Annotated in this window: 13 protein-coding genes; all 13 read right to left on the bottom strand. The window is 68.5% G+C overall.

The features are described from left to right. Positions 1 to 67: 67 nt before the first annotated feature. Positions 68 to 1,084, bottom strand: coding sequence for a NapH/MauN family ferredoxin-type protein (locus tag ACT541_RS20150; RefSeq protein ID WP_476139117.1), 1,017 nt, complete (start codon positions 1,082 to 1,084; stop codon positions 68 to 70). After that, positions 1,081 to 1,857 carry a 4Fe-4S dicluster domain-containing protein gene (locus ACT541_RS20155; RefSeq protein WP_476139119.1) on the bottom strand — a complete coding sequence of 259 codons (777 nt, stop codon included), beginning with the start codon at positions 1,855 to 1,857 and terminating at the stop codon, positions 1,081 to 1,083. Before ACT541_RS20155 ends, ACT541_RS20150 begins: the two co-directional genes overlap by 4 nt. After that, the gene (gene nosD / locus ACT541_RS20160) at positions 1,854 to 3,278 is read right to left on the bottom strand and encodes a nitrous oxide reductase family maturation protein NosD (RefSeq protein ID WP_476139121.1); all 1,425 of its coding nucleotides are present in this window, start codon (positions 3,276 to 3,278) and stop codon (positions 1,854 to 1,856) included. The genes ACT541_RS20155 and nosD overlap by 4 nt, the downstream gene beginning before the upstream one ends. An 8-nt stretch (positions 3,279 to 3,286) precedes the next feature. Next, a complete protein-coding gene (locus tag ACT541_RS20165; RefSeq protein ID WP_476139123.1) occupies positions 3,287 to 4,486 on the bottom strand; it encodes a hypothetical protein in 1,200 nt (399 codons plus the stop codon). Between the two features lie 248 nt (positions 4,487 to 4,734). Beyond that, the gene (locus ACT541_RS20170; RefSeq protein WP_476139125.1) at positions 4,735 to 5,484 is read right to left on the bottom strand and encodes a c-type cytochrome; all 750 of its coding nucleotides are present in this window, start codon (positions 5,482 to 5,484) and stop codon (positions 4,735 to 4,737) included. 32 nt (positions 5,485 to 5,516) lie between these two features. Further along, a complete protein-coding gene (locus ACT541_RS20175) occupies positions 5,517 to 6,161 on the bottom strand; it encodes a c-type cytochrome (RefSeq protein ID WP_476139127.1) in 645 nt (214 codons plus the stop codon). Positions 6,162 to 6,359: 198 nt separating this feature from the next. After that, positions 6,360 to 8,627: a Sec-dependent nitrous-oxide reductase gene (nosZ, locus tag ACT541_RS20180; protein WP_476139129.1), complete on the bottom strand. Its 2,268-nt coding sequence runs from the start codon at positions 8,625 to 8,627 to the stop codon at positions 6,360 to 6,362. A 594-nt stretch (positions 8,628 to 9,221) separates the two neighbouring features. After that, the gene (locus ACT541_RS20185; protein ID WP_476139131.1) at positions 9,222 to 9,614 is read right to left on the bottom strand and encodes a hypothetical protein; all 393 of its coding nucleotides are present in this window, start codon (positions 9,612 to 9,614) and stop codon (positions 9,222 to 9,224) included. A gap of 55 nt (positions 9,615 to 9,669) precedes the next feature. Continuing rightward, a complete protein-coding gene (locus tag ACT541_RS20190; protein ID WP_476139133.1) occupies positions 9,670 to 10,524 on the bottom strand; it encodes a bile acid:sodium symporter family protein in 855 nt (284 codons plus the stop codon). Between the two features lie 103 nt (positions 10,525 to 10,627). Further along, on the bottom strand, positions 10,628 to 11,326 hold the full coding sequence (locus ACT541_RS20195; RefSeq protein ID WP_476139135.1) for a NapC/NirT family cytochrome c: 699 nt from the start codon (positions 11,324 to 11,326) through the stop codon (positions 10,628 to 10,630). 51 nt (positions 11,327 to 11,377) lie between these two features. Then, positions 11,378 to 11,821 (bottom strand): nitrate reductase cytochrome c-type subunit, encoded by a 444-nt coding sequence (locus ACT541_RS20200; protein ID WP_476139137.1) that lies wholly within the window; start codon positions 11,819 to 11,821, stop codon positions 11,378 to 11,380. Next, entirely contained in the window at positions 11,818 to 12,774 is a 957-nt protein-coding gene (napH, locus tag ACT541_RS20205) for a quinol dehydrogenase ferredoxin subunit NapH (protein WP_476139139.1), read from the bottom strand. The genes ACT541_RS20200 and napH overlap by 4 nt, the downstream gene beginning before the upstream one ends. Then, complete coding sequence (gene napG / locus ACT541_RS20210; RefSeq protein ID WP_476139141.1) at positions 12,771 to 13,607, bottom strand: ferredoxin-type protein NapG; 837 nt, start codon at positions 13,605 to 13,607, stop codon at positions 12,771 to 12,773. The genes napH and napG overlap by 4 nt, the downstream gene beginning before the upstream one ends. Positions 13,608 to 13,678 lie beyond the last annotated feature (71 nt).

A 13,678-nucleotide genomic window follows, 5' to 3' on the forward strand; every position in this document is an offset into this window, starting at 1 on the left:
CGGGCGGTTTCCCCGCCACGATCGCGCCTCGGGCCCCTCGGCCTGTGCGCGATCCCATCCAATCCCGTCAGGTCTCGCTCGGGGCGGCTTCCGGCCGCCTGGTGAGACCGACGATGTCGAACCGCAGGGCGCCCGTCGGACAGACGTCGACGCACATCGCACAGCGGGTGCAGTCGGGTCCGATCGGGGTTTCCGTCCGGCGGCCAAAGCCCAGCTTGGTCGCCTCCAGAACATGGGGGACCAGGCACACGTCGCGGCATTTTCCCTCGTGGAGACAGTGCTCGGCGACATGGAGGATTCTGACCGGAGCGACGGCCCCTGCCATACCATATGTCAAGCCGATCGGGCAGACGTGGCGGCACCAGAAGCGCCGCGACCACAGGACCTCGATCGACAGCAGCAACAGCACCCAGATCAGGCCGACGGCGGTGCCGTAGGTCATGGCCCGCGACAGGATGCCCACCGGCGAGATCGTCTCGAACAGCGTGTAGCCGGAGAAGAAGGCGAGGGCCGCGAAGACCACGAAGAGGATCGGCCGCAGGCGGCGATCGAGGGCGTGGTCCTTCACCAGACGCTTCTCGGCGAGCTTCAGGTGCAGCTTCTCGGCGATCTCGGAGAGGAGATGGTAGGGGCAGACCCAGGAGCAGAAGGTGCGGCCGCCGACGAGCACGTAGAGCGCCAGCACCGTCGTCACGCCGATCACCAGATTGATGACGACATGGCCGTGGGCGAGCATCAGCTGCAGCGACGAGTTGAGGTCGGCGAAGTGGAAGCCGAAGACGCGGCTGGCGGTCAGCGCGCCCTCGATCAGCTGCAGGTCGGCCCAGTAGGAGGCGACGAAGAGGCCGTTGACGACCAGGATCGAGATCCAGCGGCGCCAGCGCCAGGTGTTGGAGGTCGGGTGTCCCTCGATCTTCTCGGCGATCAGGAAAGCCTTGCGACGCTTGCGCTCGTCGGGCGACTTCTTGAAGGCGAGGAGATCGACCATCTCCGGCGTCATGTCCTCGAGCGCCGGCTTTTCCGGCGTCTTGCCGAACATCTGCGCCAGCCCCTCGACGAGGCGGGAGAAGAAACCGTTGCTCATGACCGCTTCCTTTCCGGCTCGCGGCCGACCGGGGTCGGGGTGACGGCGATGGCGACGGGATCGACCGGGCACATCATCTCGCAGACGCCGCAGCCGACGCAGGACGCCTTCACCACCGGAGTGCGGCGGCGATCGGCGGGATCGGCCGGGTTCAGCGGCTCGAGCGCGATGGCGCCGTCGATCGGGCAGGTGGTGACGCAGAGATCGCAGATCTCGAGGTCGTAGGGGTGACCGGCGATCGGTTGGGCCTTCCAGCGGTCGATCTCGGCCCAGCGCAGCACGCCGTCGAAGTCGCCGCCGCGGGCCGGACCCTTCCAGCCCTGGCCCTTGCGCGCCAGACAGGCGTCGGGACGGGCGAGCGCCGCGACGCCCATCTTCACCTGTTCCTTCCTGTCGATCTCATGCGAGAGCGCGCCGGTCGGGCAGGCGAGGATGCATTGGGTGGCGTCGCAGGAGAAGTCGCAGGCCTGGTCGCGGGCGACGATGTAGGGCGTGCCGTTCGACAGGCCCGCCGCGAGGTCGGCGAGTTCGATCGCCTGGATCGGGCAGACCTGGACGCACTGGCCGCACTTGATGCAGGCGGCGAGGAAGGCCTCCTCGTCGAGCGCGCCGGGCGGTCGGAGGAAGGGCGTGGCATGGGCGAAGCGATGCTGCGCGAGGCCGGCGAGCGTGGCGCAGACGACGCCGGTGCCGACCGCCACGGTGCGCAGGAAGCGTCGCCGCTCCTCGCCGCCCTTGGTCAGACGCGGTTCGGGCCTGTCTGGGTCGCTCATGACTTCTTCTCCGGAGACCGGACGCCGTGGGCGCCGACGCCCGCGGGCAGGTCGACGAGGGGGGCGGCGTCGCGCATGATCAGACGCGGTTCGACCAGCGAGCCGAGGCGCTCGACGAAGTCGACCAGCTCGAGCGAGGGCGCGGTGCGGAAGAACTGGGCGTCGGGCACGTCCATCCACAGCCGGTCGGCCCAGCTCCACATCTCGTAGGGCGTGTCGCCGGTGCCGTCGCGGTTGCGGTCGAAGCCCTGCCAGTCGTCCCAGTGATTGGCGTTCCAGCGGTTGCGCGCCGCGCCGCCCGTCCCCAGCACCGTCACCGAGACGTGGTTGCCGAGGAAGGCGTTGTGCTCGAACGTGTTGCCCTCCCAGTCGGAATGGAAGGCGATGCCGGTGCCGTTGTAGGCGATGCGGTTGTCGCGGAAGAGGTTGAAACTGTCGGGGTCGTAGGGCGAGGCGTCCATGAAGATGCCGCGCGCGTTGGCGAAGAGATCGTTGGAGATCACCTTGGTGCCCGACGATTCCTTGAAGCCGATGCCGATGCCCGACGGCCCCTGCGCCCAGTGGACGACGTTGTCGATCACGTCGTTGTCGTTGGCATACATCAGGAAGATGCCGACGGTGTCGGAGAGGAAGCTGTTCTTCTCCAGCCTGTTCTCGTGGGCATACATCAGATGGATGCCGTAGCGGCTGTCGACGATGCGGTTGCCGGTCAGGCTGTTGCCCTTCGAGTACCAGATCACCGTGTCGCGGACGCCGGTGATGTCGTTGTCCTCGATGCGATTGCCGTTCGAGTACCAGACGCGGATCGAATCGCCGCGCAGCGCCTGCGGCAGGTCCTTCGAGCCGATGCGGTTGCGGCGGATGACGTTGCCGTCGGCCTGTTTCAGCTCGAAGCCGAAGAGGCAGTCCTCGATGACGTTGTCGCGGAAGACGCCGTTGCGGCCGCGCAGCCGGACGGCGCTGTCGGTGGTCTCGTGGCGGTCGCCGGAGTTGCGCAGGGTGAGGCCGGAGATCAGCACGTCGGCGGCCTCGACCGTCAGGATCGAGCCGATGCCGCCGCCGTCGACGATCGTGCCACCCTGTGTGCCCTCGATCCGCATCGTCCGGTCGATCCGGCCGGGCGCGGCGTAGATCCGGGCCTCGAGGCGGAGCGTGCCGCCGGTCGGCGTGGCGTCGATCAGCGGCTGGAGGGCAACCGCCCCGGCGGGGAACTGCCGGAGGTTCTCCATCTCCTCCTCCGACCGCGGGTCGGGGGCGGGGGGATGGTGGTCGGCGAAGCCGGCGTCGCGGGTGAGGTCGTCGACGCCGCGCATCTCGGCCCAGTGGATCGCGCCCCAGCCGACGAAGACCGTCACTCCCGCCGTCGCCACGAGCGTGGCGACGGAGCGCAGCAGGGTCGCGAGGGGGAGGGTGCGCGACATGGTCCGCCTCAGTCCTTGGCCGCCTCGGGGAGATTGCGGCGCATCAGGGCCGCGATCGCCATCAGGAGCGCCACGGCGCACATCAGGCCGAAGCCGAGGGCAGGGTACGAGTGGGTGGAGAACTGCGCCACCTTGCCGTCGCCGAAGACGGTCGGCATGAAGGGCTTCAGCGTGAAGGCGCCCATGGCGTTGAGGCTGTGGCCGTACCACCAGAGCCAGGACGCGTATTCGACGATGAAGCCGAGCGGCAGGATCATCGGCACCGCCGGGATGGCGGCGAAGAGGATCGAGCGCGGCCGACGGGCGATCCACAGGAACAGGCCCATGGCGATCAGCACGGCGGCGACCGTCACATGCGTCGCGACGCGCATGATGGCGACGAGGCGGCCGTTCTTCACCGGCTCGTTGAACCAGCGCCCGAGGCTCTCCTCGTAGTGCCAGGCCATGACGTCGATGCCGCGGTTCGACCAGGGCTTGGGCTCGACGCCGAGCTCGACCGGGGCCTTCATGTCGTGGACGATCTTCAAGACCTCGACGAGCTGGGCCTTGGTGGCGGTCGCGTCGGCCTTGGGGGCGTTGACGTCGACGACGATGCCGCTCTTGGCGAGCGATTCCTTCAACTGGCGGACGACCGGGTGGAGGTTCTCGTCCTTGGTCTCGTCCTCGGCGCGGCCGAGACTGTCGACGAGGCCGGCGACCCAACTGCGGCCGACGTACTGCACGCCGTTCGCCGAATAGACCGACATCAGCATCCAGGTCGCCACGGCGGCGAAGCCCAGCCCCATGACGACGGTGCGGTTGCGGGTTCCGGGCGTGGCGAAGCCGAGGATCAGCACGCCGATGAAGGCGAAGAGGAAGGGCGACAGCAGCTTTTCGACCGGACCGCCCGAGGCGATCGGGTACATGCCGACGAAATGGTTGATCGTGTCCATCTCGTGCACGCAGTCGAGGGCCTCCTTCTCCACCACCTCGGTCGACTGGCGCAGCGAACAACCGTTGGCGACGCGATCGACGTGGAAGAGGATCTTGACGCCGTCGGGGAAGGTCTGGGCCGGATAGTTCGGCGCCTTCAGCGACACCCACCAGGCCGGCGCGTAGTAGCTGCCGCCGAGCGCCAGCAGGGCGAGCAGTGCGAGGATGCGGAAGAGAACGGCGGGGCGTCCCGAAGCTGTGCTCGGACGGCCGGCGGCCGGGGAAGTTGACGTCATCGGGCGATCTCCTGCCGCCTGGGCGGCTGCGTTCGGCGAGGTGCCGGCGACGCACCCCCTCGTTGCCGAGAGAGTGGATCCGGCGGCGGCCGGGGTCCTTGAGATATGCTAAGCCGCTGATGGATACGCGGGAGCCATGCGTCGCACGAGACGGCGAGAGCCGCGCGGATCGTCGATCCGGCGGCTCTCGGGGCGTGGCCCGCACGGTGGAGGAGCCGCGCGGGCGACGAGGTGCGGGCGAACCGCGATCACTGGAAGTCGGGGTTCTTCCAACCGGCCGGCGCGACGAGTTCCGGCGCCGGCTTCAGCCGCGAGACGTAGTCGAGGACGGCGAGCGTGTCGCGGTCCGAGAAGTTCTTGATCTGCTCGACCATCTCGGGGTTGGAGTTGCGGCGCTTGCCTTCCTTGATCCAGCGATACTGGCGCACGAGATACTCGTAGTGCTGCGCCTGGATGCGCGGATAGAACTTGGCGGCATCGCCCTCGCCGTTGGCACCGTGGCAGCGGACGCAGTTGTCGGCATAGAGCTTCTTGCCGAGCTCGAGGTCGTCGCCCTTGCCGACGCCGTTGTCGGGATTCATCTTCAGGCCGGCGATGTATTCCGACACGTCGGCGATCGCCTGGGTGCCGCCGATCTCGGAAGGCAGGGCGAAGGGATACATGGTCGGGTTGTCGCGGTGGCCGTCGCGGATGTCGGCGAGCTGCTTGATGATGACCGTGCGATGCTGGCCGGCGAGCTGCGGGAAGGTGCCGTCGGTGAGGCCCCAGCCTTCCGGCATGTGGCAGGCCGAGCAGACCTCGTAGACCTCGCGGCCGTTCTTCGGGTCGGGCTTCAGCGTGAGGGCTTCCTCGCGCTCGCCGCCCTGGCTCATCCATTCCTTCTTGGCCTTGTTCTCCTCGAACTTCTGCTGGTCGACGGCGGCATTGCCGGCGGCGAAGGCGGCGCCGGCCGCGAACATCGCGCCGAGGGCGAGGGAGAGAGCGAAAGTCTTCTTCATGTCCGGTCTCCGATCGGGGCGTATCGGGGTCTTCACTTCGCCGTCCGATCGATCTGCGAGAGATAGTCGGCGATGGCGGCGATCTTGGCGTCGTCCAGCTTCTTGGCGAACGGCAGCATCGTCTTGACCTTGCCGTTCTGGCGGACGCCGTCCCTGACTTCCGTCAACTGGAGGACGAGATAGTCGCGTTTCATGCCGCCGATGATCGGATAGGTCGGCAGCGGCTTGAGACCGTCGGCACCGTGGCAGGTCTGGCAGCCGCCCTTCTGATAGGCCTCGCGACCGGCCGCCATGCGGGCCTCGTCGATCGGCGGGTCGAGCGGACGCACCTTCGGCGCCGGTTCCTTCGAGAGATACTCGGCGATCGCCTGGCGTTCGGCCGGGTTCACCAGATGCATGATGTCCTTCATGCCCTGGGTGCGGGGATAGCCGCGCGCATCGGGGCCGGAGAGGCGGGCGCCCTCGGCGATGGCGGTCATCTGTTCCAGCAGGTACTTGGCGTCCTGGCCGGCGAGTTCGGGATAGGTCTGGATCGCCTTGGCGCCGCCGCGGCCGTGACAGGCGACGCAGCTCTTGGTGGCGAACAGGGTCTTGCCGTCGGCGGCGGCGGGCTGGGCGGAGGCACTGCCCAGGTTCGCGGCGAGAAGGCCGAGGGCGATGATCGTCGAACGCAGCATGTCGCACCTTCGTTTCGGTGTCGGATGATCGGGTTCGCGCGCGGGCGCGCGAGCGGATGTTCCGAGGTGCCCCTTGCCCGGCACCGGAACGAAGAAGGGCGGTCGCCCGCCCCTCCGGAGTTCGGGAATGTCGCCGCCCGTGGGGAGGGCGGCGGGAGCGCGGGGGAGACCCCCGCGCCGTCTCGGCTCAGGCGAGCGTCACTTGGCGACCACCTTGGCGCCGTTCTGCTCGAGGTAGGTCTTGACGCGCAGACCGATGTCGGCGGCCTTGACCTGGTACTGCCACCACTGGTTCGCCCACAGGGTTCCCTGCTGCCAGTCTTCCTTCTTGGCCGCGTCGTCGGTCTTCGACTTGGCGTCCTTGGCGAAGTTGAGCTGGTCGACGGCGTCCTCGACGAGGGCGACGACGGTCGGGAAGTCCTTGTAGTTCGTCGACATGATGTACTTGACGACCGAGTCGATGACCTTCTGGGTCTCGATGTTGGTGTTGTACTGCTTGTCGAAGTCGGTCTTGGTGTAGGTCACCGCGTCCTTGGCCTTGTCCGGCCCGGTGTCGGCGGCGCCCTTCGGCTTGACCATCAGGTAGCCTTCCATCTCCAGATGGAGCGCCGAGCAGAACTCGGTGCAGTAGTAGGAGAAGGCACCCGCGCGATCCGCCTTGAAGGTGACGGACGCGGTCTTGCCGGGCTCGAGGCTGAGGTTGCCGATGTAGGTCGACACCGCGAAGCCGTGGGTCTCGTCCTCGGCGCGCTCGGCGTTGGTGATGTGGAAGGTGACCTCGTCGCCCTCGTTGACTTCGACGATTTCAGGCGTGAAGTGCGAACGGATGGCGGTGGCGAAGACTTCCACCTTGCCCGGGGTCTTGACGATCTTCTCCGAACCCGGACGGACCGAGAAGGGGCTGGTGTCGCCGGTGCGGCTGTCGGTGCCGTACTTGTAGCGCACGCCCGGCTTCAGCTTGTCGGCCGAGATGGACGCCGCGTAGTGCGGTTCGCCGAGCGGGATCGGCATGTCGTAGAGCAGTTCCATCTTGTCGCCGGAGATGTCGATGAGCTGATGGTTCTGCGGATGCAGCGGGCCGACCGGGTTGAAGCGGTCGATCGCGAGCTTGTTGAGAGCGATCAGGTACTTGCCCGCCGGAGTGGCCGACTCGCCCTCCATCGCCATGAGATGGCCGATGTTGTAGTGGACCGAGATCTTGTCGAGCACCTTGCCTTCGCAATAGTCGTACTTGGCGACCTGGCTGTCGACGTAGAGCGAGGTGTAGGCGACGCAGGGCTTCGAATCGAACTGCGTGTGCAGCGGGCCGAGGCCGAGCTGGACCTGCTTGTGGACCACCTGCTTCATGTCGAGGATCGGGATCCCGTAGGTGTCCTTCGACGCGAACTGCTTGGCGTCGATCGCCGCCTTGATCTTCTCCCACGAATAGACGGTCACGTTGGTGTCGAGCTTGCCACCGACGATGATGAACTTGCCGTCCGGGGTGACGTCGGCACCGTGCGGCGACTTCGGCTCGGCGATGAGGAAGAGAATGCCCTCTTCGATCGCCGTCTTCATCGGCAGCACGTCGTGGCCGTTGATCTTGGTGGACTTGCCGGCCGCGACCAGTTCGGCGGCCTTCTTCCAGTTGATGACGTGCAGATAGTCGGCGTCGTTGGCCGAGCAGCCCGCCTCGAACGGCGGCTTGCCGCTCTCGATGCCGCCGACGTAACGCTCGGCGCAGAACGAGTTGGTGAAGGACCAGCCGTCCGAGGGACCCTTGCCGGCGTCCGACAGGTCCTGGGTGTAGGGCGGCAGTTCGATCGAGAAGGACTTGGCCTCGTCGATGCGGCCCTTCGAGCGGTCGAACTTCCAGTAGGTCATCGCGCCGCGGAACTTGTCGTTGAACTCCGACAGCGGGGCGTAGCCGCGGCCGAGCACGCCCGGATACTGGGCGGCCTCGAGCACGTAGTCGGTGTTCGGCGTGACGAAGGTGCCGCCGTGCTCGGACTGCAGGATCGGGTTGACCACGATCTGCTGCGTCTCGAAGTCGTGCAGGTTGATCACCGCGATGCGCGGATTGGCCTTGTCGTTGATGAACAGGAACTGGCCGTCCGGCTTGCCGTCGGTCTCCGACAGGCCCGGATGGTGGGTGTCGCCCCAGTTCGGCTGACGGCCGTCGATCTTGCCCTGGTCGAGGATCTTCTTCGACTCGTCGTCGTAGCCGTAGCCCTGCCAGGGCTCGGGCGTGAAGACCGAGACGTATTTCAGGATGCGCATCGACGGCACGCCGTAGACGATGATCTGGCCGGACTGACCGCCCGACGAGAAGACCATGAACTCGTCGCGCTTGCCGGTGGGCGTATAGGTCTTGGCGGCGGCCAGAATGTCCTTCTGGCTCAGGCCGCGCCGCTTCATCACGTCGTCGAGGTTGTCGGCGGCCAAGGCTCCGACGGTCGTCAGACCGAGGAGGGAGGCCAGGGCCACGGACGTCTTCAGTATCGATCTCATGATCGCGCTCCTGCTCGGGGACGCGAGCCTTCGGACGACCACCGGCGCGAGGCTCGGCCACGCGACGCGGCGACGCGTTCCGTCCCGGTTCGACGGCACGCGTTCTCCCTTCGCCGGCGCGGGGCGCGACGGCGGCGGAACGTCCATTCGGTTCGCGAAACTCTCTGTTTCTCCGCGGGTCGGGGCGCGACCGCCGACGCGGGCCGGCGGGTCCGGCTTCGCGGCGTCCGGGCGAGGCGACGGAGATCCGTCTCTCGATTCGACGACCATGGCCGACGAACCGCGTCCCTTTCCGGTGCCGACCATGTCATGGGGCCGTCCAGCTTCCTTGACGATGGTCAAGCCTCGCCGCGGCGTGCGCAAATTCATTCTCCCGCGGTGGAGAACCGCGGGTGGACGGGTGTTTCGGCGGGAAAGTGGGGCCGGGCGGTCGGGGCGATCCGCGAGGGCGGCGAGCAGGCAGCCTTCCCTCGCGTTTCGCGTGGCCTCGTCGGCGCGCCTCGTCGTTCCTCCACGAACCGGGCGGAGGCACGGGGTCGGCCGGCGGCAAGGGCCGCGCCGGAACGGGCGTCAGAGGCTCGGGGGGGCGCGGGGCGCGGGGCCGCGACGTCTGCGGCGACGCGGTGCCGTCGGGCGGACGGGCGAAGCGGCGCGGACGCGGAAGGCGTGCGGGATCGCGAGCCGTGCCGGCTCGGAGGGCGGCAGGGCGGCCGCGCTCGTGCACAGGCCGAGGTCGCAGCAGGCATGGCAGGGATCGGCGAGATCGCTCGGATCGGCCGTCGGGGCGGGGGCGCGTGCGAGCGTGCCGCCCATGGCGATGCAGGTCTCGTCGCCGATCGCGGCGGCGAGCGCCTGGGCGCGCAGGCCGGCGACGACGAAGACGACGAGGAAGGCACAGGTCAGCGCATGCGCCCTGCGGCGCAGCGTCGTCATCCATCCCCTGCCCGTCGGTCGTCCGGTCATCGTGTTCCGTTCCTGCGGACCCCGCGATGTGCCGATACAACCCCTCGACGATCGCTCACGCCTTGACTTCCGACAAGCGGCGGGCGCGGGCGGCGAGGACCAGCGCCACCGCGTTCATCACCGCGACGTGGACGACGGCGACGACCGCGACGTCCGCCCGGCCGAGCAGCGTCACCGCCACGGTCAGGGCGAGCGCGACGTTGCGCAGGCCGGTGGTCTGGATGAGCGCCGCGGTGCGGGCGGGGGCGATGCCGGCGAGGCGGGCGGCGCCTGTGACGAGGGCGAGGGTCGCGAGGTTCCAGGCGATCGCGGCGGGGGCGACGGCGAGGGCGGCGGGGCCGAGCATCGACCATTGCGCGGTGATCGCGGTCGCCACGATCACTGCGAAGACGAGGCCGGAGGCGCGGCGGAAGACGACGCGGGCGGCGGCGATCGCCTCGGGCCGGCGGGCCGCGGCGGCGATGCCGAGGAGGAGCGGCAGCACGGTGGCGACCAGGATCGCGCCGATGGTGGACCCGAGCGGCAGCACGACGTCGACCCGCGCGTCGGCCCAGGTCGCGAAGGCGAGCCGCGTCCAGAAGGGCACGACGAGCGGTGCCGCGAGGCTGGTCGCAACCGTCACGACCACCGAGAGCGCGACCTCGCCGCGCGCCATCAGCGTCACGAAGTTGGCGGTGACGCCGGCCGGCACGGCGGCGACGAGGACGAGGCCGATCGCGTCGGCGGGGGCGAGGCCGAAGAGCCGGGCGACGAGCAGGGCCACGAGCGGCAGCGCCACGAACTGGGCGAGAAGGCCGAGGGCGACGGCGCGCGGCTCGCGCACCAGGGTCGGGAAGTCGGCGAGCCGCGTCTCGGTGCCGACGACGAACATCAGGAAGGCGAGGCCGAGGGGGATGAGAACGGTCGGCAAGGGCGGGCTCCCGGGTGTTGCGCGGTCGGCTCGAAACGAGAAGAGCCGCCGGATCGCGAGGGGGCGATCGCGGCGGCTCCCGAAGGAGATCCGAGGGGGGATCTCACTTCTTGGGAAGAGCCGAAGCGTAACTCTTCAACGCGTCGGTGGTACCGAGATCGGCGCCGGACTTCATCTCGTTCATCAGCTTCTCGTAGGCGTCGCGGCCGCCTTCGGGCAGGCGATGGGCGATGCCCTGATGGCAGTCGATGCAGGTCTTGCCGGTGTCGATGGCGATCTGGTGCTGCTTGCCGGCCCGGGTCTCCTGCTTGGTGAAGTCCATGTAGTCGAAGCCGTGGCAGTTGCGGCACTCGCGGCTGTCGGTCTTCTTCATCCGCGCCCATTCGTGCTTGGCGAGCTCGATGCGGCGGTCGACGAACTTCTCGCGGGTCCAGATCGACTGGGTGACGAAGTGGCCCCAGAGCTCCTGGGTCGCCTGGATCTTGCGCACGATCTTGTGCTGCCAGTCCTTCGGCACGTGGCAGTCGGGACAGGTGGCGCGCACGCCGGAATGGTTCTGGAAGTGCGGCGTGTTCTTGTACTCGGCGTAGACGTTGTCCTTCATCTCGTGACACGAGATGCAGAACTCCTCGCGATTGGTCATCTCGAGCGCCCAGTTGAAGCCGCCCCAGAAGAGCACGCCGACGGCGAAGCCGACGACGAGCAGGAGGCCGAGGGCGATCGAGCCGGACGGCGACCAGAACAGCCGCCACAGGCGCTTGAGGAAGCCGGGGCGTTCGGCGGGTGAGGTCTCATTGGTCATTTTGGTCGCTCCGAACGTCGGATCGGCGGAGGAGGGTGCCTCGACGCGCGGTCACTTGGTCTGAGACGGCTTGAAGGTGTTCTCGACCAGTTCCTTGGCGTCGGCCTGGGGAACGTGGCACTGGTTGCAGAACCAGCGGGTGCCGGCGACCGTGTCCGTCTGACGGCCGTCGCGATCGAGATAGTGGGTCATCGACAGGGTCGGGGCGCCGTTCTTGGCGGCGTTCGACCAGTCGTGGCACTGCAGGCACTGATTGGCCTTCAGGTCGATCTGGTAGCGATCGATCTGATGCGGGATCAGCGGCGGCTGCTGGCGATAGGCGCGGTCGAAGCGTCCGGAGACGTTCTGGTGCGGCGTGTCGGCCGGCGCGAGGTCGACGATCGGCGAGTTGCCGCGCAGCGACTTGACGTCGCTCGCCTGCTGGCTCGTCGCCGAGCCGATGCCGAAGGCGAGGGCGGCCGCGCCGAGCGCCGCGACGAGCATGAGCTTCCTCATGGTTTTTCTCCCGGTGAGTTCGACCCGGCGGCGAGGACCGCGGTGGTCTCGGATGCGTCGAAACGATGCGTGAAGTGGAAGACGCCGCGGTCGCAGACGTCGATGCAGCGGCCGCAGGTGGTGCAGTCGCGGGACAGGACGACGGGCGAGAGGCCCTTCCGGCCGCCCTCGAGGGCCGGCGAGATGACGTGCGGCTCGGGGCAGACGGCGTAGCAGTCCATGCAGTGGTCGCAGGCCGCGCGCTTCGACGCCGAGACCTTGACCAGCGCGCCCGAGCCCAGGAGCCCGTAGAAGGCGCCGACCGGGCAGAGGTGCGAGCACCAGCCGCGGCGGGCGACGAAGAGATCGAAGACGAAGACCGCGGCGACCAAGGCGAGCGAGGCGGTGGCGCCGAAGACCACGACGCGGAAGGCGTGGGTGATCGGGTTGACCAGCTCGAAGGCGATGGTGCCGGTTGCGCCCGAGACGACGAGGATCATCGCCAGCACGAAGAAGCGGGTCTCGGGTCGCGGCTGCCAGCCCTTGGTCTGGAGGCCGAGCCTCTCGCGGGTCCAGTGCGCCAGATCCGTCACCGGATTGACCGGGCAGACCCAGGCGCAATAGGCGCGGCCGGAGACCAGCGCGTAGAAGGCGACGACGATCGCGGCGCCGAGGATCGCCAGACCTTCCGGCGCATGGCGGGCGGCGAGCATCTGGGCGAGCACCAGCGGATCGGTCAGCGGCAGCACACCGAAGGTCATCGACGAGGCGATGGTGCCCTTGGCGATCCACAGGCCGAAGAGCGGCCCGGTCAGGAACAGGGCGAAGACGGTCGCCTGCGAGAGGCGGCGCAGCAGCAGGAAACGGTTGCGGGCGAGGAAGCCGCGGGTCGAGGCGCCCTTCTGGGCCACGCGGGTCGCGTGGTCGCGGCGGTCGCCGGAAGCCGGGGCAGGGGTGGGGGCGAGCGCGGTCATGGCTTCCACTTCCCCTGCTTCGTCGGATCGATGATCGGCGGCGCGTCGGGGACGCCGGAGGGCGGCGTGACGTCGTCGGGGGCGCGATCGGGGAGGTCCTCGATGCCCTTCACCAGCGGTCCCTGGTTCTTCTTGAATTCCTCCCAGCCGAGCCGGTAGTGACGGCCGAGCTCGCCGCGGGCGACGCGCAGCGGCAGCACCTTGATGGCGGCCTGTTCCAGCACGCAGGACTTCTCGCACTTGCCGCAGCCGGTGCAGTCGGCCGCATGGACGGTCGGGCGGAAGATCGCGTGTTTGCGGGTGCGCGGGTTGGTCTCGACCTCGAGGGTGATCGCCTTGTCGATCACCGGGCAGTCGCGATAGCAGACGTCGCACCTGAGGCCGAGGAAGTTCAGGCAGTTCTCCTCGTCGACGAGGACGGCGGTGCCCATCTTGGCCTTGTTGATGTCGACGAGCGCATGGTCGAGCGCACCGGTCGGACAGGCCTTCACGCAAGGGATGTCCTCGCACATCTCGCAAGGGATCTCGCGAGCGACGAAGAAGGGCGTGCCGGAGGCGACGTGGTCGCCGAGATCGGCGAGCTTCAGCGTCTTGTAGGGGCAGGCGCGGACGCACAGGCCGCAGCGCGAGCAGGCGGCGAGGAAGGCGCGTTCGTCGGCGAGCGCGCCCGGCGGGCGGATCGCCTGGGTCGGCATGGCCTCGGCGGAACGCTGATGGGTCGCGAGCAGCGCGCCGGCCACGCCGACGCCGGCGATCCCGCGCGCGGCGGTCTCGAGGACCTTCCGGCGTTCGGGGCTCCGGAGCCCTTGGGATCTCTGTGGCGTGCGGGACATTGGGGGCGTGCTCTGCTCTCGGGGCTCGATCCGGGGCGGGAGACCCGCCCCGGAATGGCGTTGCGACATCG

This window comes from Pinisolibacter sp. DMC100 (assembly GCF_056313705.1).

What these genes read in the sequence shown, in the direction of transcription:
- ACT541_RS20155 (WP_476139119.1), bottom strand. Translation starts at nt 1,857, where the DNA reads ATGAGCGACCCAGACAGGCCCGAACCGCGTCTGACCAAGGGCGGCGAG.
- ACT541_RS20195 (WP_476139135.1), bottom strand. Translation starts at nt 11,326, where the DNA reads ATGACCAATGAGACCTCACCCGCCGAACGCCCCGGCTTCCTCAAGCGC.
- ACT541_RS20175 (WP_476139127.1), bottom strand. Translation starts at nt 6,161, where the DNA reads ATGCTGCGTTCGACGATCATCGCCCTCGGCCTTCTCGCCGCGAACCTG.
- ACT541_RS20200 (WP_476139137.1), bottom strand. Translation starts at nt 11,821, where the DNA reads ATGAGGAAGCTCATGCTCGTCGCGGCGCTCGGCGCGGCCGCCCTCGCC.
- ACT541_RS20165 (WP_476139123.1), bottom strand. Translation starts at nt 4,486, where the DNA reads ATGACGTCAACTTCCCCGGCCGCCGGCCGTCCGAGCACAGCTTCGGGA.
- ACT541_RS20170 (WP_476139125.1), bottom strand. Translation starts at nt 5,484, where the DNA reads ATGAAGAAGACTTTCGCTCTCTCCCTCGCCCTCGGCGCGATGTTCGCG.
- ACT541_RS20185 (WP_476139131.1), bottom strand. Translation starts at nt 9,614, where the DNA reads ATGACCGGACGACCGACGGGCAGGGGATGGATGACGACGCTGCGCCGC.
- ACT541_RS20150 (WP_476139117.1), bottom strand. Translation starts at nt 1,084, where the DNA reads ATGAGCAACGGTTTCTTCTCCCGCCTCGTCGAGGGGCTGGCGCAGATG.
- napG (WP_476139141.1), bottom strand. Translation starts at nt 13,607, where the DNA reads ATGTCCCGCACGCCACAGAGATCCCAAGGGCTCCGGAGCCCCGAACGC.
- napH (WP_476139139.1), bottom strand. Translation starts at nt 12,774, where the DNA reads ATGACCGCGCTCGCCCCCACCCCTGCCCCGGCTTCCGGCGACCGCCGC.
- nosD (WP_476139121.1), bottom strand. Translation starts at nt 3,278, where the DNA reads ATGTCGCGCACCCTCCCCCTCGCGACCCTGCTGCGCTCCGTCGCCACG.